17 protein-coding genes are annotated in these 20298 nt (G+C 71.0%); all 17 read left to right on the top strand.

Going from position 1 to position 20298, the window contains the following annotated elements:
- Positions 1-31: 31 nt before the first annotated feature.
- Positions 32-1030 carry a tRNA lysidine(34) synthetase TilS gene (tilS, locus tag ACHFGS_RS04430; RefSeq protein ID WP_394289177.1) on the top strand — a complete coding sequence of 333 codons (999 nt, stop codon included), beginning with the start codon at positions 32-34 and terminating at the stop codon, positions 1028-1030.
- 59 nt (positions 1031-1089) lie between these two features.
- Positions 1090-1641 (top strand): hypoxanthine phosphoribosyltransferase, encoded by a 552-nt coding sequence (gene hpt, locus ACHFGS_RS04435; RefSeq protein WP_394289178.1) that lies wholly within the window; start codon positions 1090-1092, stop codon positions 1639-1641.
- A 168-nt stretch (positions 1642-1809) separates the two neighbouring features.
- On the top strand, positions 1810-3801 hold the full coding sequence (gene ftsH, locus ACHFGS_RS04440; RefSeq protein WP_394289179.1) for an ATP-dependent zinc metalloprotease FtsH: 1992 nt from the start codon (positions 1810-1812) through the stop codon (positions 3799-3801).
- The gene (gene folE / locus ACHFGS_RS04445) at positions 3798-4412 is read left to right on the top strand and encodes a GTP cyclohydrolase I FolE (RefSeq protein ID WP_394289180.1); all 615 of its coding nucleotides are present in this window, start codon (positions 3798-3800) and stop codon (positions 4410-4412) included. The genes ftsH and folE overlap by 4 nt, the downstream gene beginning before the upstream one ends.
- Before the next feature lie 154 nt (positions 4413-4566).
- The gene (folP, locus tag ACHFGS_RS04450) at positions 4567-5436 is read left to right on the top strand and encodes a dihydropteroate synthase (protein WP_394289181.1); all 870 of its coding nucleotides are present in this window, start codon (positions 4567-4569) and stop codon (positions 5434-5436) included.
- Positions 5433-5852, top strand: a complete 420-nt coding sequence (locus ACHFGS_RS04455; RefSeq protein WP_394289182.1) for a nuclear transport factor 2 family protein — start codon at positions 5433-5435, stop codon at positions 5850-5852. The genes folP and ACHFGS_RS04455 overlap by 4 nt, the downstream gene beginning before the upstream one ends.
- Positions 5849-6259, top strand: a complete 411-nt coding sequence (gene folB / locus ACHFGS_RS04460; protein ID WP_394289183.1) for a dihydroneopterin aldolase — start codon at positions 5849-5851, stop codon at positions 6257-6259. Before ACHFGS_RS04455 ends, folB begins: the two co-directional genes overlap by 4 nt.
- Positions 6256-6825, top strand: coding sequence for a 2-amino-4-hydroxy-6-hydroxymethyldihydropteridine diphosphokinase (folK, locus tag ACHFGS_RS04465; protein WP_394289184.1), 570 nt, complete (start codon positions 6256-6258; stop codon positions 6823-6825). Before folB ends, folK begins: the two co-directional genes overlap by 4 nt.
- A complete protein-coding gene (locus ACHFGS_RS04470; RefSeq protein WP_394289185.1) occupies positions 6822-7346 on the top strand; it encodes a DUF3180 family protein in 525 nt (174 codons plus the stop codon). The genes folK and ACHFGS_RS04470 overlap by 4 nt, the downstream gene beginning before the upstream one ends.
- 9 nt (positions 7347-7355) lie before the next feature.
- Positions 7356-7949 carry a hypothetical protein gene (locus tag ACHFGS_RS04475; RefSeq protein WP_394289186.1) on the top strand — a complete coding sequence of 198 codons (594 nt, stop codon included), beginning with the start codon at positions 7356-7358 and terminating at the stop codon, positions 7947-7949.
- 10 nt (positions 7950-7959) lie between these two features.
- On the top strand, positions 7960-10947 hold the full coding sequence (locus ACHFGS_RS04480) for a CDP-glycerol glycerophosphotransferase family protein (protein ID WP_394289187.1): 2988 nt from the start codon (positions 7960-7962) through the stop codon (positions 10945-10947).
- A gap of 239 nt (positions 10948-11186) precedes the next feature.
- Entirely contained in the window at positions 11187-12206 is a 1020-nt protein-coding gene (locus ACHFGS_RS04485; protein ID WP_394289188.1) for an endonuclease/exonuclease/phosphatase family protein, read from the top strand.
- A 77-nt stretch (positions 12207-12283) separates the two neighbouring features.
- The gene (locus ACHFGS_RS04490) at positions 12284-13261 is read left to right on the top strand and encodes a sulfotransferase family protein (protein WP_394289189.1); all 978 of its coding nucleotides are present in this window, start codon (positions 12284-12286) and stop codon (positions 13259-13261) included.
- Positions 13258-16875: a CDP-glycerol glycerophosphotransferase family protein gene (locus tag ACHFGS_RS04495; RefSeq protein ID WP_394289190.1), complete on the top strand. Its 3618-nt coding sequence runs from the start codon at positions 13258-13260 to the stop codon at positions 16873-16875. Before ACHFGS_RS04490 ends, ACHFGS_RS04495 begins: the two co-directional genes overlap by 4 nt.
- A gap of 5 nt (positions 16876-16880) precedes the next feature.
- Complete coding sequence (locus ACHFGS_RS04500; protein WP_394289191.1) at positions 16881-18089, top strand: hypothetical protein; 1209 nt, start codon at positions 16881-16883, stop codon at positions 18087-18089.
- Positions 18086-19342 (top strand): hypothetical protein, encoded by a 1257-nt coding sequence (locus ACHFGS_RS04505; protein ID WP_394289192.1) that lies wholly within the window; start codon positions 18086-18088, stop codon positions 19340-19342. Before ACHFGS_RS04500 ends, ACHFGS_RS04505 begins: the two co-directional genes overlap by 4 nt.
- Positions 19339-20298 carry a sulfotransferase family 2 domain-containing protein gene (locus ACHFGS_RS04510; protein ID WP_394289193.1) on the top strand — a complete coding sequence of 320 codons (960 nt, stop codon included), beginning with the start codon at positions 19339-19341 and terminating at the stop codon, positions 20296-20298. The genes ACHFGS_RS04505 and ACHFGS_RS04510 overlap by 4 nt, the downstream gene beginning before the upstream one ends.

The raw sequence follows: 20298 nt of genomic DNA on the forward strand, positions 1-20298 counted from the left end.
GTGGCGGTGGTGACGCGACTACGGTGGTGGCGTGCCCTCCCTCGACCCCGCCGTCGCCGAGATCCGCCGTGCCGTCCGGGCCGCTCTCGCGGAGATGACGGATGCCGCCGTCGTCGGCCTGTCGGGCGGCGCGGACTCCCTCGCACTCACCGCGGCACTCGCGTTCGAGGCGCCGAAAGCGGGCATCAGCGTCGCAGCGGTCATCGTCGATCACGGACTGCAGCCGGGATCGGCGGAGGCCGCGGAGCGCGCCGCCGCGCAGGCTAGCGCCCTCGGCCTCGAAGCGGAGGTCGTGCGGGTGCGCGTGGCATCCAGCGGCGACGGGCCAGAGGCGGCCGCCCGAGATGCGCGGCGCGCCGCCCTTCGCGAGGCCGTACGCCGTCGTGGTGCGCGTTCCGTTCTGCTCGCCCACACCCTCGACGACCAGGCCGAGACGGTGCTGCTCGGGTTGGCCCGCGGGTCCGGCGGCCGGTCGATCGCGGGCATGCGCCGCGACTTCCCGCCGTTCCACCGCCCCTTCCTCGACCTGACTCGGGCGCAGACCGAACAGGCCTGCCACGCGCAGGGAATCGAGTTCTGGACCGACCCGCACAACGCCGACCCGAGGTTCCTGCGGCCGCGGGTCCGGCGCCGGGTGCTGCCGGTGCTGGAGGAAGAGCTCGGCCCCGGAGTCGCCGCGACGCTCGCCCGCACGGCCGACCAGCTGCGCGAGGACATGGAGGCGCTCGACCGGCTGGCCGATGCGGCGTACCTGGAGGTCGAGGTGAGCGGTGTCGAACGCGAGCGAGCGGTGGTGCTGTCGGTGCCCGAGCTCACCAGGACTGAGACGGCGCTACGCAGACGGGTCCTGCGCACGGCCGCCCTCGACGCCGGCGCGATCGACGCGGAGCTGTTCCGCGTGCACGTGCTGGCCCTCGACGAGCTGGTCACCGCCTGGCGCGGGCAGGTGATGGTGCAGCTGCCGGGCCACGTCGAGGCCACCCGATCGGGAGACACCCTCCGCATCGGTCGACGTCCTGTGGCAGGCTGATCTTCGGTCCTTGACCGACCCCCTCATCCGCTGCAGAACCGCCGCCCGGGAGGCATCGCGTGGACGTCGAGCACGTGCAGGACGACCTGCTGAACGTCCTCTTCACCGAGGAGGACATCCAGCGTCGGCTGGCCGAGCTCGCCGCGGAGATCGAGCGCGACTACGAGGGCCGCGACATCTTGATGGTCGGGGTGCTCAAGGGCGCCGTCATGGTGATGGCCGACCTGGCAAGACACTTCGGCCGTCACGTCGAGATGGACTGGATGGCCGTCTCCTCCTACGGATCCGGCACCAAGTCCTCCGGTGTCGTACGCATCCTCAAGGACCTCGACACCGACATCAGCGGGCGTCACGTCCTCATCGTCGAGGACATCATCGACACCGGCCTGACGCTGTCGTGGCTGGTCTCCAACCTGCGCTCGCGCAAGCCCGCGTCGGTCGAGATCGTCACCGTGCTGCGCAAGCCCGACGCCCTGCAGATGAGCGTCGACGTGAAGTACGTCGGCCACGACATCCCCAACGAGTTCGTCGTCGGCTACGGCCTGGACTACGACGAGCGCTACCGCAACCTGCGCTGCGTCGGCACGCTGGCTCCGCACGTGTACTCCTGAGGGTCATGTACGCCGCCCAGCGCTGAGCAATCGCGGCAGAATCCGCCCGGCAGCGCTTGGGCGCCGACGTGTACCGTCGTTCCTTACCCGGGGTCGCTCGGGCCCAGCCTCTGGCTGTAGTGGAGTTCCGACGGGCAGGAGGACGGGGCGTCGCCCCGACACACATAAGTGAAGCGCATCATCCGCGGTCCTTGGTTCTGGATCGTCGTCGCCGTGGTGGGCGTGCTGGTCGCGCTGCAGTTCCTCGCGCCCAACGGCGGATTCGACGAGGTCAAGACCTCCGAGATGGTCCAGCTGATCGAGGACGGCGAGGTCGAGGAGATCACCTTCGTCGACAACGACCAGGAGATCCGGGCCACGCTCGCCGACGACCGCAAGGTGCTCGCCTACTGGGTCGACGGGCAGCAGCAGACGCTGCTCGACGCGGTGGAGAAGCAGCAGGCCGCCGGGGAGCTCGAGGAGTACGACTCCGAGAACCCGCGTCCCAGCCTGCTCGGGACGATTCTGGCGACGTTCCTGCCGTTCCTGATCATCATCTTGCTGTTCCTGTTCCTGATGAACCAGATGCAGGGCGGCGGCGGGCGCGTCATGCAGTTCGCGAAGTCCAAGGCCAAGCTCATCACCAAGGACATGCCCAAGACGACCTTCGCCGACGTGGCCGGGTCGCAGGAGGCGATCGAGGAGCTCGGCGAGATCAAGGAGTTCCTCCAGGAGCCGGCGCGCTTCCAGGCCGTCGGCGCCAAGATCCCCAAGGGCGTGCTGCTCTACGGCCCGCCCGGCACCGGCAAGACCCTGCTGGCCCGTGCGGTGGCCGGTGAGGCCGGCGTGCCGTTCTACTCGATCTCCGGCTCCGACTTCGTCGAGATGTTCGTCGGCGTCGGCGCCTCCCGCGTGCGCGACCTGTTCGAGCAGGCCAAGGAGAACGCCCCGGCGATCGTCTTCATCGACGAGATCGACGCTGTGGGACGGCACCGCGGCGCAGGCATGGGTGGCGGCCACGACGAGCGCGAGCAGACCCTCAACCAGCTGCTGGTCGAGATGGACGGCTTCGACGTACGCGGCGGCGTCATCCTCATCGCCGCCACCAACCGCCCCGACATCCTCGACCCGGCGCTACTTCGGCCCGGCCGCTTCGACCGGCAGATCGCGGTCGACGCCCCCGACCTCGACGGGCGCCACAAGATCCTCGAGGTGCACTCGCGCGGCAAGCCGATGGGCCCCGACATCGACCTGCTGAGCGTTGCCCGGCGTACCCCTGGGTTCACCGGCGCCGACCTGGCCAACGTGCTCAACGAGGCCGCCCTGCTCACCGCGCGACAGAACAAGAAGCTGATCGACAACACCGCCCTCGACGAGGCGATCGACCGTGTCATCGCCGGCCCGCAGCGGCGCACGCGCCTGATGAGCGAGAAGGAGAAGCTCATCACCGCCTACCACGAGGGCGGCCACGCGCTCGTCGCGGCGGCGCTGCCGGGCACCGACCCGGTGCACAAGGTGACGATCCTGCCGCGAGGCCGCGCGCTGGGTTACACGATGGTGCTGCCCGACGAGGACAAGTACTCCCAGACCCGCTCGGAGATGCTCGACAAGCTGGCCTACATGCTCGGCGGCCGCGCGGCCGAGGAGCTGGTCTTCCACGACCCCACCACCGGCGCCGGCAACGACATCGAGAAGGCCACCAGCCTCGCCCGCGCGATGGTCACCCAGTTCGGCATGACCGAGCGGCTCGGGGCGATCAAGCTCGGCGAGAGCAACGGCGAGCCGTTCCTGGGCCGCGACTTCGGGCACACGCGCAACTACTCCGAGGACGTCGCGGCGATCGTCGACGAGGAGACCAAGAAGCTCCTGACGACCGCCCACCAGGAGGCCTTTGACATCCTCACCGAGAACAGGGACGTCCTCGACGCCCTGGTCCTGGCGCTGCTGGAGAAGGAGACCCTCGACAAGCAGCAGGTGGCGGAGGTCTTCGAGCCGCTGCGCCGCCGACCCACGCGGCCGGCCTGGACGGGCTCGCCGACCCGAGAGCCGTCCAGCATCCCGCCGGTCGACGTGCCCCCGAAGGCCGCCGCCAACGGCACCCGGCCCGAGGAGCCGACCGGCACCACGATCATCACGCCACCGTCCGCGGACGGCGACATCCACGGGACGCCGCCACTGTGAGCGTCGACGGGATCGGATCCCCCGACTACGCCGAGGTCCCGGCCTTCGACCACGCCCGTGCCGAGGCCGCGGTCCGCGAACTGCTGATCGCCATCGGGGAGGACCCCGAGCGCGAGGGGCTGCGCGACACCCCGGCGCGCGTCGCCCGGTCCTACGAGGAGCTCGTCGCCGGCATCCGGCGCCGGCCCGAGGAGGTGCTCACCACCACCTTCGAGGCCGGCCACGAGGAGATGGTGCTGGTCCGCGACATCGAGCTGTGGTCGATGTGCGAGCACCATCTGGTGCCTTTCACCGGCGTCGCGCACATCGGCTACATCCCCAACGAGGACGGCCGCATCACCGGCCTGTCCAAGCTGGCGCGGCTGGTCGACGTGTTCGCCCGCCGCCCCCAAGTGCAGGAGCGCCTCACCACCCAGGTCGCCGACTCCTTGATGCAGTTCCTCGACGCTCGCGGGGTCATCGTGGTGATCGAGGCCGAGCACCTGTGCATGACGATGCGCGGCGTACGCAAGCCCGGTGCCAAGACGATCACCTCCGCGATCCGCGGCACCATGCACAACCTCGCCACCCGCACCGAGGCGATGAGCCTGATCATGCACGGCACCCGCTGACCCCTGCCTCGGCCGACCCGCTGTAACGCGGGGTTATCGCCGCGCCGGTCGCCGTACAACACGCACTCAGTGGCAACAGCACCGCACCAGTCGCCTGGGTCTCGACAGGCTCGACCACCGGCGCAGGCCCGGGCGCCGTCGCTAGGGTTGGCGGGTGAGTGAGCGCAGGTACGTCGCGGGGTTGCCTTGCCCGGACCGCACGCTCGTGATGGGCGTCCTCAACGTGACTCCCGACTCCTTCTCCGACGGCGGACAATTCCTGCGGACCGACGACGCCGTCGCGCACGGGCGGAGGCTCGCCGACCTCGGCGCCGACCTCGTCGACGTCGGCGGCGAATCGACGCGTCCGGGGGCGCGGCGGGTGCCGGCCGACGAGGAGCTCGCTCGCGTGCTGCCGGTCGTGCGGGCACTCGCCGCCAGCGGCGTACGCGTCTCGGTCGACACCATGCGCGCCGAGGTCGCCGAAGCCGCCGTCCGGGCGGGGGCGGTCCTGGTCAACGACGTCTCCGGCGGGCGGGCCGACCCGGCGATGCTCGACACCGTCGCCTGCCTCGGCGCGGCGTACGTCCTGATGCACTGGCGAGCGCACTCGGTCGAGATGCAGGACCACACGGCGTACGACGACGTGGTCGCCGACGTCGTCGCCGAGCTCGGCCAGCAGCTCGGCGAGGCGCTCGCGGCCGGCATCGCACCCGAACGCATCGCGCTTGACCCAGGGATCGGCTTCTCCAAGACCGCCGAGCAGAACTGGGAGCTGCTCGCCCGGCTGCGCACCCTGCAGGCACAGGGCCACCCGGTGCTCGTCGCCACCAGCCGCAAGAGGTTCCTCGGACAGCTGCTCGCCGAGGGCGACATCCTGCGCGCACCACTCGAGCGGGACGACGCCACCCAGGCCACGACCGCCCTGGCCGCCGCCGAGGGGGCGTGGTGCGTGCGCGTGCACGACGTGCGGGCGGCCGCCGACGCCGTCCGGGTCGTCGCCCGCTGGCAGACCGCGGCAGCACCCACGTCCGGAGCGCGATGAGCTCAGCAGAGACCGAGGTCGAGGCCGTGCTGCGGGCGAACCGCGCGTTCTACTCCGCCATCGAGTCCGGCGACGCCGACCTGCTGCGCGCGGTGTGGACCGTCGCGCCGGAGTCGGTGTGCCTGCATCCGGGCATGGCGCCGCTGCACGACACCGAGGCGATCCTGCGCAGCTGGACGATGGTGATGGCCGGCACGCCGTACATCCAGTTCTTCCTCACCGACGTGCAGGTCACCGTGCACGGCGACGTCGCCGCAGTGACGCTCGACGAGAACGTCCTGGTGGCCGGCGAGGACACCCCGGCAGGCATGTTCCAAGGCGGCGGGACCCGCGCGGTGAACGTGTTCACGAAGGTCGGCGGTCAATGGCGGATGTGGCTGCACCAGGCTTCGCCGGTAGTCTCGGGACCGTCATGAGCATCCACCAGGCACCGCCTCGAGACGGCCGGTCGGGCAACCAGACCGGAGATCGGCTGAGCGTCGTGGGCCTGGAGGCGTTCGGTCGACATGGCGTTTTCGAGCACGAGCGTCGCGACGGTCAGACCTTTCGCGTCGACCTCACGCTAGGCCTGGACACCCGTCCCGCAGCCGCACATGACCGGCTGGAGGACACCGTGAACTACGGCACCCTGGCGGAGCGCGTCGTCAGCGCGATCGAGAACGACCCCGTCGACCTGATCGAGACCCTCGCCCAGCGCATCGCCGAGGTGTGCCTGGACGACCCGCGCGTGGAGTGGACCGAGGTGACCGTGCACAAGCCGGATGCCCCCATCGAGGCGACGTTCTCCGACGTCCGCCTCACGATTCATCGGAGCCGAGGATGACCGAGACCCCGAACCCCCACATCATCGACGCGGACACCATGACCGGCGAGATGCGCCCGATCCGGCGCTGCGCGATCTCGATCGGCTCCAACCAGGGCGACCGCTTCGCCAAGCTGCAGGGGGCGGTCTCCTCCTTCGCCGACACCCCCGACGTGTGGGTGACCGCCGTGTCCTCGGTCTACGAGACGGTGCCGATGGGTGCCCCCGAGGGCAGCGACAAGTTCCTCAACGCGATCATCCTGTGCGACACCACGCTGTCGGCCGACACCCTCCTGGACCGCACCCAGGCGGTCGAGGACGCCTTCGGCCGCACCCGCACCGGCGTACCCAATGAGCCGCGCACGCTCGACATGGACCTCATCACCGTCGGCGAGCGCCGCTCGGACACCGAGACCCTCGTCCTGCCGCACCCGCGAGCGCACGAGCGGGCGTTCGTGCTGATCCCGTGGGCGGAGGTCGAGCCCGACGCCGAGCTCCCCGGGCATGGCCCGATCAAGGAGCTGCTCGAGAGCGTCGACACCTCCGGGGTGACGCGGCGAGAGGACCTCGAGCTCAGCTTCGCATGAGCCGCGACCCCGTCGAACCGGTCCATCCAGACGCGCCGGACCCGTCCGGTCCGTCGGGTCGCCTGCGCACCACCGGCTCCGGGACGGTCGTCGGCGTCGCGCTGGTCGGGATGGTGCTGGGCTGGTCGGTCCGCCCGGCGGCGATCGCCCTCGACCTGACCGCTCCGCGAGCCGGGTGGGTCCAGGCAGGGGCGCTGTGGGTCGCCGGTGCGTTCCTGCTGTGGGTCGCCCGGGTGACCGCCCGCGTCGTACGCCGGGAGGGCCGGTGGGCCGAGGTGGACCTGCTGCCGCACCAGGCGGTCAACCGGCTCCTGCTCGCCAAGGCGGGCGCGCTGGCCGGGGCGTTCTTCGCCGGCGCCTACCTCGGGCATGCGCTGAGCTGGGTCGGGGTGGGCCGCGAGCCGCTCGGCTCCGCGGTGTGGCTGAGCCTGCTGGCCGCGGCTGGCGCGGCGCTCGTCGTGACCGGATCGCTGCTGCTCGAGCGCGCGTGTCGGACGCCTGGTGACGACCCCGAACCGTAGGCTCGTGGTATGTCTTCGTCGCGTCGTCGTCAGAGAAGCGTCCGGGTGACGGTCGCGGTGGCGTTGCTCTCGCTCGCCACCGTCGCGGTCGGCGCCGCCCTCGCCTTCGCCAGTGTCCTGGCGTTGAGCGTGGCCTCGGTGTTCGCGCTGGCCTGCGGCTGGGCAGCGGCGCGGATCGTGCACAACGAGCTGACCCAGAGCTGGCGCGAGCACGCGGCCGAGCGCGCCCAGCAGGCCAAGTCCTACCGCGAGCTGTTCGCCCAGCGGGCCGCCGAGCACGCCGAGTTCGTCACCGCGATCACCGCGCGCATGAAGGCCAGCGAGCGCGAGATCGGCGAGCTGCAAGGCACGCTGCGGCTCTCGGAGCGTCGCGCGACCGACGCCGAGGAGCGCGTACGCCGTGAGGCCCAGCGCGCGGTCAAGGCACAGGAGCGCGTGGCCGAGCTCGAGGAGGCCCTCGAGATCCGCAAGGCCGAGGAAGCCGACGAGCTCGCCATGTGGGACGGCACCGACCTCGACACCGTCGTCGACCTGCTCGCATGGGAGGACCGCGCCCAGAGCGCGGCCGCCGAGGCGGCGCAGCCGGCGCAGAAGCACGCCTGACCCGCGTGCGGTGATCCGTTCGCCCGGCAGCGGCGTGTGGGCGGCGCCTGCGCTGCGGTGGGCCGCGCGGCGCGTGCGGCGCGGTGGCTCGGTCACTCTGCTGGTGACCGTCACCGACGACAACGCCGTGCTGCTGCCCGCGTGCCTCGACGCGATCGGCGCTCAGTCGCGGAGGCCCGAGGAGATCGTGCTGCTGGTGCTCGGCAGCCATCCGGTGACCCGGCGCCAGGTGTCCGTTGGCGTGAGCGCGAGCTGGCGCGTGCGAGTGGCGGACCTGTCCGGCACGCATCCGGACGCGGCGTGGGCGCGCGGAGTCGACGTCTCTCGCGGGGACTACGTGCTCGGCGTACACGCCGGCGACACCTTGCATCCGGAGTCCGTCGGGCGGTTGGCGGCGTCGCTGGACTCCAGCGGCGCGGATGTGGCGGTCGGCGGGCAACCCCGTGCCGCTTCGGGCGTGGGCCTCGACGAGGCACCCTGGCTGGTGGCCGGGCCGCGGCGGGAGACCCAGATGTGGCGGCGGTCGTCCGTGCGGCCAGGCACCTCGTCCACCTGGTTCTCAGCGCTGGACGGAGTGCTCGCAGCCGCACGCGTGGACAGCCTCACCGTCCCGGTGACGGTGGGACCTCGGCGTGGCACGGGGGAGGCGTTCGGCACGTTGCCGATCCTGGCGCCGTACGCCGAGGAGTGGGTCGCCGAGCTGGGCGAGATCGAGCAGCGGCTCTCACCCGCCCTCCGCGCGGCCTTCCGAGCGTGGGTGCTGCAGGTCGAGCTGCCGCGGTGGCTCTGCGACGCCGAGCGGTGCACGCCGTTGCAGTGGTCGATCCTGGCCGGCGAGGCTCGCCGGCGCTGGTCCTCGAGCAGTCCTGCCGAACGGGCGGGGGTGCCGGCGGAACGGCGAGTGCGGGTGTGGCTGGCCGCGCAGGATCGGCGTGCCGACCTGGAGGCGTACGTCGCGGCACGGTTCCAGGAAGAGGGGCTGCTGCCCACCCGGGCCGTCGACGGCCGCGTGCTCGCCGAGGTGCCGGTGCCCGGCGTACCCGAGTCGGAGCTGGAACTTTCCCTGGACGAGACCCGCCTGCAGCTGCGGGTGCTGCGGCATCGGGTCGTGGCGGACGAGCTCGATCTGGCGCTGGCCGCGTGGATCCCCGGGGTGGACAGCGAGGGTGCGCGAGCCGAGGTGCGGCTGCTCGGCGACGGTGGCGTCGCTCGGCCGGCAGACGTGCAGGTCGCGTCGGACGTCGAGCTGCGCCGGCTGTCCGGCGCGCGGCACGTCGACCACACGCACGGCCTGCTGATCGTCTCGCCCCCGGCCGAGCCGGTCGCGACCGAGGTCGAGGTCGCCTTCACGGCCGGGGAGATCACGCGGACGGCTTGCGTGGCACTCGCTCGACCTGTCACGGCGTACGGCGAGATTGCCGACGTGGCGCTGGACGGTTCCTGTCTCGTCGTACGCCTCGGGCACGGGGCTGGTTCCGAGAACGGGGCCGACTTCCCACGAGGTTCTGGCACTTCCCCCGCTGCATTTCCCGTGGGAAGTGCCAGTTTCCCTGCATCCCCTGGGAAACCGACCACTCCCCCCGGAGAACTGGCAACGACGCTGCAGGGGCCGGTGAGGGTCGTGGGGACGACTACGTGGGGAGAGATGCGGTTCCGGCTGCGGCACGAACCGTGGGGCGACGGGGAGCGGCTGATCCCGGCGGGGCGCTACACCCTCGACTTCGGGGCGGACGAGGCGTTGGCGGGGCGGCTGCCGCTGACCCTGCGCTCGGAGGAGTACCGCGCCCGGGTCGAGGCGGCGCCGGGGGGCCTGGCCGTCGTGCTCAGCGCACCTCACGAGGACGAGGAAGTCGGGCCCGTCGCCCAACAACGGCTGCAGCGCTGGTACGCCGTGACAGACCTCCGGCTCGACCCGCGCGCCGTCTACCTGCAGTCCTACACCGGGCAGGCGGCCACCGACAGTCCCGCCGCGATCCACCGCGAGCTGCGCCGGGTCCGTCCCGACCTGCGGCTGCGCTGGGGCGTCGCCGACGCGTCGGTGCGTGTGCCCGAGGGTGGCGAGCCGGTCCTGATGCACAGCCGAGAGTGGTACGCCGCGCTGGCCACCAGCGCGCACGTCGTCACCAACGTCGACCTCGAGCGCTGGTTCGTCAAACGACCCGGCCAGCGCGTGCTGCAGACCTTCCACGGCTACCCCGCCAAGACGATGGGCCTGTCGGCATGGCACGCCAAGAACTTCACCCCGCTCCGCATCGAGCGGCTCCTCCGTCGCACGTCGGGCACCTGGGACCTGCTCCTCACCCCCACGCCCGAGATGGACCGGCTCTACCGCGAGCACTACCGCTACGACGGCCGGATCCACTCCCTCGGCTACCCCCGCGACGACGTCCTGGTTGCTCCCGACGCGGCCGAGGTCCGCGTCGACGTACGCCGCCGGCTCGGGCTGACCGATGACCTCGGCGACCGCACGGCCGTCCTCTACGCACCCACCTGGCGCGACGACCTGGCCACCAATCATCGAGCCGCGCCGCTGGTCAGCCCCCTCGACGTCGACGAGCTCGCCGAGAGCCTCGGCGAGGACTACGTCGTGCTCCTGCGCGGCCACCGCTTCCACAGACGACGGCCGCGTCGTACGGCCGGATCGGTCCTGGACGTGACCGACTACCCCGAGATCAACGACCTGATCCTCGCCGCGGACGCGGCCGTCTTGGACTACTCGTCCCTGCGGTTCGACTTCGCCCTGACCGGGCGGCCGATGGTCTTTCTCGTGCCCGATCTCGACCGCTACGAGGCGGCGCGAGGGTTCCTGCACGACTTCCGCGCTAGCGCGCCCGGCCCGCTGCTCGACGACCCCGCGGAGGTTGCGGAGGCCTTGCGCGACCTCCCGAGCCTCGCCGCGACGTACGCCGACCGGGTCGCCGCGTTCAACCGCACCTTCAACGCCCACCAGGACGGGCACGCGGCCGAGCGGGTGGTCAGGACCTTCGTCACGGGGTGAGGTCCTCGGCGGTCTCCGGGTCGGGCCCTACGCCTGCCCCGCGTCAGCGCGGTGTCCTTCCCTGAGCGCGTCCAAAAGAACGGTCTGCTCGATTCTCAAGTCTAGGGACGAACGTCCCGATACAGTCATCAGGGGTAGCGATGACAAATCGGGAGGTTCATGTGTTTGCCCGTACGCGATGGGGAGCTGCGCTTGCGTCGGCCGCCGTAGTGATCGGCTCTGCCGTCACCGGAGCTGGGATGACAGCCGCTCCGGCCGAGGCGGCCACACAGAAGAAGAAGGACCAGACTGTGGAGCTGCGGGTTGGCAGCTTCAACGTCAAGAGCGTTCACCACGACCCGAAGGCGAGGGGGGCCCATCTACCGTGGAACCAGCGTCGGGCCGCAGTCATCGCCGATATTCTCGGCGAGCGCGCCGACGTCGTGGGCCTGCAGGAGACGCACCAGAGCTACAACTACGCCCCCCGGCTGCTCGATGGAAGAAACCAGTACCTCGATCTGCGCAACGGTCTGAACAAGGCCGGAGGGTCCTACGAGCTGACAAATGACGTCCCGCAGAACTGTCTGCGCGAATGGACAATCTCCAAGTGCGTGTACACCGACCGCGGTGCCTCGCGGAACCTCCGGATTCTGTATGACACCCGCACCCTCGAGGCGGTGCGCACCGGGTCCCACGAGTACGCCGTGCAGAGCGGCGGACTCAACGACACCCGCTACATGACGTGGGCAATTTTCCGGCACCGTCTCTCCGGAGAGCAGTTCTTCTTCGTCAACACCCACCTGATCAACAACTTTCCCGACAAGCAGAAGGCGCAGTGGGAAGAGCTGATCACCGAGATCGAACGCCGTAAGGGGGACCTCCCCGTCGTTGTCGTGGGTGACTTCCAGCGGTCGAGGACCAAGTACCCCTCGAACCAGATGATGGTGAAGATGAAGAAGCACGGCTACGGGGAGGTCGTCGGCCAGAAGCCCAACAGCCTCTTCCTGACGAAGAAGCCGCGCGCGGAGAAGCGCGTCAATGCCTGGATGAACACCGTCAACGGATTCGACCGCAATATCAAGAACTGGAGTTTCAACACCGACCGCAAGCGCAAGCTCGGCAACTATGCCGACTGGATCTTCGCTTCCAACCACCTGCGGGTGTCGGAGTGGAAGGTGGTCGTGGACCGCAAGAAACTCCAGCTCAACGGGGTCGTGCCCTCAGATCACAACATGGTGCGGGCGACCCTTCACCTGCCCGCATCATCTGGGTCGTACTGAGTCCCGTGCTCGGCGGTGCGCGTCGCGTGTCCCGAGCCTGACGTTCGGCCGAGTCCTCGTGTGGAACAATCCCGGCCATGCCCGGGACCTCCAGCCAACGGCGGCATCTGCTCCTGGTGGCAGGCGCCGGGCGCAGCGGCACCAGCCTGGTGACCGGGCTGGTGGGCCGGCTCGGCTACCACATCCCAGTGCCTGAGGTCAGCGCCGACGAATCCAACCCGAAGGGGTTCGGCGAGCCACGGTGGGCGGTCGACTTCCACAACGACCTGCTCCGCTCGGTCAACGTCGCCCCCGAGGACGGCCGGCCCGAGGCCTGGGACATCGCCGCGGACGTCGCGTCCCGTCCGGCGGCCCGTGAACGGCTGCACGAGTGGCTGCAGGAGCAGTTCGCGACCACCGACCGGGTCGTGGTCAAGGACCCGAGACTGACCTGGTTCCTCGACCTGCACCTCGCCGTGGCCGGCGAGATGAGCGTGACCGCGTCCGTGCTCACGATGCTGCGCGACCCGGCCGAGTCGGTGAAGAGCCGCGAGCTCGCCTACGGCACCAAGAGCACGCCGACCACGCGCATGGCCAGCTGGCTCAACATGATGCTCGGGCTCGAACAGCGCACCCGTGCCGTGCCCCGCGCCTACGTGTCGTACGACGGGCTGATGGCCGACTGGCGGGGCAGTCTCGGTGCTGCCGAGGAGGCGTCCGGCGTACCCCTGCTGTCAGGGGCCACGGCCGAGCAGGAGGCCGACGCGGACGAGCTGGTCGACGCCTCGCTTCGGCGCGCGCAGTCCGACTGGGACGCGCTCGGGCTCGCCCCAGACCTGCGCGACCTCGCCCACCGGTCGTGGACGGCATTGCAGTCGCTGGGCACGACGCAGCCGGCCGCACCGGCCGAGCTCGACCAGCTCGAGGCGGACTACCGGACGATGTACGACGCCGCCGCCGAACTGACCCGCTCGCGCGTGCGGGCCGCCCGGGTCGAGGAGCGACGCAAGGCCGCCCGTGTCGAGCGCGAGGCCCAGCCGACGCGGCCGGTGTGGCGGCGGGTGCTCGGGCGGTGACCGCTCGAGGAGGACGGGACTGGCGCAGTCGGGTGCCCGACAAGGGACTCGTGTTGGGTCGCCAGGTCAAGTCTTTCGGGCTCAACGCGCGCGTGCGCGGGCGTGCCGCCGTACGCCGGCGGTCGGGCCAGGTGCCCGGGCTGCTGTCGTTCATCGTGCCGGTCTACAACGTCGAGGAGTACCTCGACGAGTGCCTGCACTCGCTGCGCTTCCAGGCCTACCGCGACGTCGAGATCATCTGCGTCGACGACGGGTCGCCCGACGACAGCGTCTCGATCGTCCGCAAGCACCGGCTCAAGGACCCCAGGGTCCGTCTCGTACGCCGCCCCAACGGCGGGCTGAGCGCGGCGCGCAACACCGGCGTGGCCGCTGCCCGCGGGGAGTACATCGCCTTCGTCGACTCCGACGACACCGTGCCCCCCGACGGCTACCTCGACGCCGTGCAGACGCTGGGCCGGTCCGGCTCCGACTTCGCCGTCCTGCCCTACCAGCGCCTCAAGCGCAAGGTGATCTCCGCCCCGGCCCCCTGGATCCGGGCGATCCACGCCAGCGAGCGCATCGGCGTACACATCGACGAGGCGCCGGACGCCCTGGCCAACGCGATCATGTGCTCCAAGGTGTTCCGCACCGACTTCTGGCACCGGCTCGGGCTGTCGTTCGTCGAAGGGATCATCTACGAGGACCAGCAGGTCTCGGCCGAGGCCTACGCGCGGGCGCACGCCTTCGACATCCTGATGACGCCGCTCTACAACTGGCGGATGCGGCTGGACCGCTCCTCGATCTCCCAGGCCAAGCACGAGGTCGACAACCTGCGCGCGCAGTTCGCCGCGGCCAACGAGTCGCTCGAGGTCCTGCGCCGGCACGCCTCCGAAGCCGTGGTGACCGAGCGCATCGGTCAGCTGCTCTCCAACGACATGCCGCAGTTCACCCAGCTGCTCGTCGACGCCTCCGACGACTTCTGGGAGCTGCTGCGCGAGGAGCTGCCGTTGCTGGTCGACGCGCTCGACGGCGAGGAGTACCTCGCCCGCGTCCCCCCGCAGCAGAAGGTGCTGCAGCACCTCATCCTGGTCGACCGGCGCGCGCACGCCGAGGAGTTCATCCGTCGCGGCGGCCTGCAGATCCGTGACGCCCGCCTGGGCGAGGAGGAGGTCGGGCTGGTCGCCTACCTCCCACTGTGGCGCGACGCCGACGCGGGCGTGCCCGACGAGTGTTTCCGGGTCGCCGAGCGCCAGACCCGGCTGCGCACCTCGATCCGAGGCGTCGCCGTGACCGGGCCGCGCACGCTCCAGCTGCGTGCCTGGGCCTACATCGAGAACGTCGACCTCGCCGAGCGCACCCCGCAGGTGCAAGCGGTGGCCGTCGGCTGGCGCGACGGACGCGCCACCGGCGAGGAGATCGCGCTGGAGGCTCGGCCGGTCCGCGACGTCACCATCGACGAGTACGCCGCCACCGGCTCGGCGCACGCGGACTACCGCAACGGCGGCGCCGTCGTCGATGTCGACCTCGACCTGCTGGGTCCCGGCACGTGGCGCGTCCGGCTCGAGGTGGAGGTCGAGGGACAACGTCGATCCGACCTCCTCGCCAACGCCTGGCAGGTCGGCACCGCGTCGCTTCGTCACGCCGCCACCGGACAGGGCGGGCGACCGGTCACCGTCGTCTCCGACCGGCGCGGGCCCGTCGAGATCCGCGTGTACGACGACGGGGTCGTCGCGACCTCGGTGCAGCTGGGTGCGGGTGACGTGCGCATCGAGGGGACCGGTACGCCGCCCGACGAGATGGCGTTGCGTGCCGGCCGCAACGGCAAGGTCGCCACCGCCACCCCGCAGGCGACCGCCAACGGGTGGGCAGCGGTCCTCCGACTGCCTGCACCCCCCGACCCGACTGCTGCACCGCCCACCTGGGAGGTCACCGCTCGCCGCGGCGGCGAGGCCGTCCCCGTCCGCTGGGCACCGACTGTTGCTGAGTCGGCCGATGTCGAGGACGTCCGAGTCCTGGCAGGCCCGACGGATGACGGTCGTCTGACGCTGAGCGTCCACCCCGAGGTCGCCGTCATGCGCTCGGCGACGGTGCACGACGACCGGCTCGTCCTGACGGTCGACACCGCCGGCTTCGACCACGCGGCGTACGACGTGGTCTTCGCCTCCCGTCCCGCGACCGTCCAGGGGTCGGCCCACGACCTGGGTGACGGCCGGGTCGAGCTCGTGCTGCCGTTCCGCGAGACCCGCTGGGGCAAGACCGACCAGGTGATCCGCTCCGCGACGTACACCGTGGCCTTCATGCACCCCGAGACCGGGCGCCGCATCACGCCGCGGGTGACGCCGCCACTGCTGTGGCAGCTCCCGATCGACGAGCTCACCGACCTGGTCCGCTGTCGGGTGCAGCTTCGTCCTGGCGTGCCGACCCCCGAGGTTCTCATCGGCCCGCCGCTGCCCGTCGAAGAGCGCGGCATGCGCAACCAGCTGCAGCTCCAGGCGCTTGCCAACCACGGCCTCGCCGACGAGCACGCGGTGTTCTTCCGCAGCCTCTACGGCGAGGTCGCCAACGACAGCGCCGCCGCAGTCCACCACGAACTGCGGGCGCGTGGCAGCGACCTGACGATGTACTGGTCGGTCGCGGACTACTCCGTCGAGGTGCCCGAGGGCGGCGTACCTCTGCTGGAGGGCACGCGGGAGTGGCATGAGCGGCTCGGCGCGGCGCAGTACGTGATGGTCAACGTCCACCAGCCGTCCTGGTATCGCAAGCCCGCCGGCCAGGTGATGATCCAGACGTTCCACGGCTATCCCTACAAGGGGATGGGCCAGGAGTGGTGGGTGCGCAGCGGTCTGCCGACCGCGCGGATCACCTCGTTCCTGGATCGCGCCGAGGACTGGGACCACCTGGTCTCGCCCGCGGCGTACGCCACTCCGCAGCTGCTCACCGCGTTCTTCCGCCCCGAGGCTGCCAAAGCCGTCGAGGTGCTCGAGATCGGCTACCCGCGCAACGACGTGCTGCTCTCGGAGCGGGGCGAGCAGGTGCGTGCCGAGACCCGTCGTGCGTTGGGGATCGCGCCGCACCAGAAGGCGATCCTCTACGCGCCGACGTTCCGCGACTACTTCAGCGAGGACGGCATGACCGCGCGCGCGGTGCAGTTCTTCGACCCGCGGGTGGCCGCCGCGGCGCTGGGCGAGGACTACGTCATCCTCGTGCGCGGGCACGCCTTCAACGCCCGCGCACGGGAGTCGCGTGTTGCCGGCGACCGCATCATCGACGTCACCTACCACCCCGACGTCAGTGACCTGATCCTCGCCTCCGACGCCGGCGTCCTGGACTACTCCTCGCTGCGCTTCGACTACGCGCTGACCCGCAAGCCGATGGTGTTCCTCGTGCCCGACGAGGACGAGTACCACCGCAACCGGCCCTCGATCATGCCGTTCCCGCCGACCGCCCCCGGCCCCCGTGTCGCGACCAACGCCGAGGTGGTCCGGCTGCTGCAGGACCTCGACGGGCTGCGGCAGCGCTACGCCGACGACGTCGAGCGGTTCATCGCTCAGTACTGTGAGCGCGAGGACGGGCACGCCGCCGCACGGCTGGTCGACGCCGTCTTCGAAGAGGCAGGCGACAGGGTCGAGGAGTGAGCGCGATGGCACCGGCTGGGCGGCTCCCCGACGGGTCGATCCTGCTCCACATCGGCCCCTACAAGACCGGCTCCACCGCGATCCAGGCGGCGCTGCACCAAGGCCGTGAGGAGCTCCGCGGCCACGGAGTTCTGTACGCCGGCACCGGCACCCGCGCGATGCGCGCCGGGTGGGCCGTCATCGGCAGCACCCCCCGCGGTCGCCCCACCGCGACCATCGACGAGTGGCACTCGCTGGTCGAGGAGGTCCGCGAGGCCAGCGAGCCGCTGGTCTGCATCAGCACCGAGGACTTCGGCCGCGTCGGCCCCGAGATCGCCGGGCGCATCGTCACCGACCTCGGCCCCGACCGCGTGCACGTCGTGACCGTCGTACGCCGCCTGGACAAGCTGCTGCCCTCGCAGTGGCAGCAGCGGGCCCAGTCCTGGCGCACCGAGAGCTACGAGGAGTACCTACGAGCGGTGCTCTCCGAGCGCCCGCGCAGCACCGAGACCGGCAAGGCGGTGTGGCAGTCCCACGACCTCAAACGCCAGCTCAAGGTCTGGTCCGACCAGGTCGGCACCGACCGGGTGATCGCGATCGTCGCGGACGAGTCCGACCGGTCGGTCCTCCCGCGTGCGTTCGAGAGTCTGCTCGGCCTGCCCGACGGCGTACTCCAGAAGACGCCGCCGGCCAACCCGTCGCTGTCCTACAACGGCGTCGAGATGCTGCGGCGGCTCAACCTCGAGGCGCAGGAGCGGGGCTGGCCCGACGAGGTCTACTACCCGGTGATGCGCCGCATGGTCCATGAGATGAAGGAGGGCGGTCGCGGCGACGGTGACCGCGCCGTGCCGGGGCTGCCCGCCTGGGCGGAGGAGCGGGTGCGTGAGCTGAGCGAGCGTCGCGCTGACGTCCTGGCGTCCTCCGGCGTCCGCATCGTGGGCGATCCCGATGCCCTCCGCGAGGTCGTCGCCGGTGGCGAGGCGGGCGAGGAGGTCCAGACCCTGTCGATCGACTCCGCGGTGCGCGGTCTGGCGGGCGGCGTGGCCGGCTACCAGCGGTTGGAGAGCAAGCCCGGGCGGCGTCAGATCCGCCGGGTCCGTCTCGGAGCCTCTGGTCCCAGGCGCCGCGCGGAGCCGGTGCTGGCCGACGTGCCTGCGCGAGCATTGCTCGCCGAGGCGGGCCGCCGCACGGTCGCTCGCGGTCGCCGCGTCGTACGCCGAGGGGAAGGCCAGTGAGCGACCTGACCATCCCCGAGGGTGGCGTGCTGCTGCACATCGGCCCCTACAAGACCGGGTCGACGGCGATCCAAAGTGCGATGTTCGCCGCCAAGGAGCAGATGCACGCGCACGGCGTCGCCTATCCCGGCCGGTGGCGGCGGGCGATGCGACCGGGCTGGGCCGTGCTCAACTACACGCCGCGCGGCCGCGAGCCGGTGGCGATCGAGCTGTGGGAGGAGTTCGCCCGCGAGGTCCGCGAGCGCACCGAGCCGCGCGCCTGCGTCAGCACCGAGGACTTCGGCAGCGCCGGGCCGAAGTACGCCCTGCGGATCGCCGAGGACCTCGGCGGGGAGGCCGTGCACGTCGTCGCGGTCGCCCGCCGGCTCGACCGGCTGCTGCCTTCGCAGTGGCAGGAGCGGGTGAAGAGCCACGACACCTACACCTACGAGCAGTGGCTCGAGATGGTGCTGGCTGATCGGTCGAGCGAAGGTGGGGAGCCGCCCAACCGCGAGTGGCGCCGCTTCTGGGCCTCCCACGACGTCACCCGGATGTTCGAGCGGTGGGAGCCCGCCGTCGGCCGCGACCGCTTCCACCTGATCGTCACCGACGACAGCGACCGCACGCTGATCCCACGCTCCTTCGAGAGCCTGCTCGGCCTTCCCGAGGGTCTCCTCGAACTGCCGCCGAGCGCCAACGCCTCCCTGACCTGGAACGCCACCGAGCTGCTGCGCCGGCTCAACGAGGTGTTCGCCGAGGAGGAGTGGCCCGACCGGGTCTACCACCGACTGATCCAGCGCGGCGCGATCCTGCGGATGACGGAGAGCCCGCGGTCGGCGTACGAACGCCCGATCCCGAAGCTGCCCGTGTGGGCGGCCGAGCGCGCCGCCGAGATCAGTGCACGCCGGGTGGCCGAGATCCGCGAGCGCGGCATCCACGTCATCGGCGACCTCGACGCGCTGTCGATGAGCCGCGAGGTCGTCGTCGCCGGCTCCTCCGACGAGCTCGCCCCCACGACGGTGGCGATCCCGACGATGGTGGCGGCGATGGTGGGCATCGTGGAGGAGTCCGTGCTACAGACCGCCGACATCGGCACGAAGAAGGGACGGCGCAAGCGGCGTCGTCAGCGTCGGCTCTCCGAGACGGGGCCCAGCTTCCGTGTCGGCGATCCGCGCCGAGTGCCGATCAGTCAGGCGCCGACCCGCGACCTGCTCGCGGTCGCTCTCCGTCGCGGGGCGGGTCGGGTGCGTGCGCTAGGGACGAGGTCGCGATGACGACCTCCCCTCGTGACGGTTCGCGGCTGCTGAAGTTCAACTCCAAGCGCCGCCTCTACGTGCTGCCGCAGTGGCGCCTGGTCTACGTCTCCACGCCCAAGAACGCATGCACTTCTCTGAAGTGGCTCGTCGCCGACCTGGGCGGGGAAGACCTCGACCGGCTGCGACAGGGGGACCTCGGGTTCAGCCCGACCCGCGAGGGGCAGATCCACAATCGCGACCTCTGGCAGTCCGTGCCCGACCCGGTCGAGCTGCCCGCCGACCTGCTGGCCTCGATCTCGCCGGCCGACGGGTGGTTCGTCTTCGGGGTGCTGCGCGACCCGCGGCTGCGGCTGTTCTCCGCATGGCAGGACAAGTACCTGCTCCGCAGTCCCGGCTACTGGAAGCATTGGGAGACCCCGGGTGCACCCGGCGCCCCGCGCTCGGCCGACGAGATCGTCGATCGCTTCCGGTCGTTCGTGCTGGAGGTCGCGGCGACGCCTGGCCACGAGGCCCTCGACGACGGCCACTTCGTCACGCAGGTGCACGCGCTCAACGAGCACGTCGTGCCGTTCTCGCGGCTCTACGACATGGCCGAGCTCGGCGACCTGATGCGTGACCTCAACGCCCACGTGGCGGCGCAGGGCCATGCCGGCGACCTGGTGCTGGGTCGGTCGAACAAGTCGCCGTTCGAGCCGACCGCAGCAGTCTTCGCCGACGGAGTGCGCGAGGCTGTGGAGCAGATCTACGCCGACGACTTCGCCCGCTTCGGAGACCGCTGGGACTTCGCGCGCATCGAGTCGCGCACGGGGGACTGGACGCCGGACGCCTTTGCACATGCAGCTTCCATCGTGGCCAGCAACGAGCGCATCGCCGACCTCGTCCGCGCAGCCCGGCGCCTGCGGCGTACGAACCGACGGTTGGAGGAGGAGCTCGCCGCCTTGCGCGCGGGTCCCTCTCGTCGCTCGAAGAGCTGA

Source organism: Microbacterium sp. (assembly GCF_043427715.1).
Lineage (GTDB): Bacteria > Actinomycetota > Actinomycetes > Actinomycetales > Microbacteriaceae > Microbacterium.

Excerpts from the sequence above, each read along its gene's own strand:
- ACHFGS_RS04455 (WP_394289182.1), top strand. The coding sequence starts at position 5,433 with ATGAGCTCAGCAGAGACCGAGGTCGAGGCCGTGCTGCGGGCGAACCGC.
- folB (WP_394289183.1), top strand. The coding sequence starts at position 5,849 with ATGAGCATCCACCAGGCACCGCCTCGAGACGGCCGGTCGGGCAACCAG.
- folK (WP_394289184.1), top strand. The coding sequence starts at position 6,256 with ATGACCGAGACCCCGAACCCCCACATCATCGACGCGGACACCATGACC.
- ACHFGS_RS04470 (WP_394289185.1), top strand. The coding sequence starts at position 6,822 with ATGAGCCGCGACCCCGTCGAACCGGTCCATCCAGACGCGCCGGACCCG.
- ACHFGS_RS04475 (WP_394289186.1), top strand. The coding sequence starts at position 7,356 with ATGTCTTCGTCGCGTCGTCGTCAGAGAAGCGTCCGGGTGACGGTCGCG.
- ACHFGS_RS04485 (WP_394289188.1), top strand. The coding sequence starts at position 11,187 with ATGACAGCCGCTCCGGCCGAGGCGGCCACACAGAAGAAGAAGGACCAG.
- ACHFGS_RS04490 (WP_394289189.1), top strand. The coding sequence starts at position 12,284 with ATGCCCGGGACCTCCAGCCAACGGCGGCATCTGCTCCTGGTGGCAGGC.
- ACHFGS_RS04500 (WP_394289191.1), top strand. The coding sequence starts at position 16,881 with ATGGCACCGGCTGGGCGGCTCCCCGACGGGTCGATCCTGCTCCACATC.
- ACHFGS_RS04510 (WP_394289193.1), top strand. The coding sequence starts at position 19,339 with ATGACGACCTCCCCTCGTGACGGTTCGCGGCTGCTGAAGTTCAACTCC.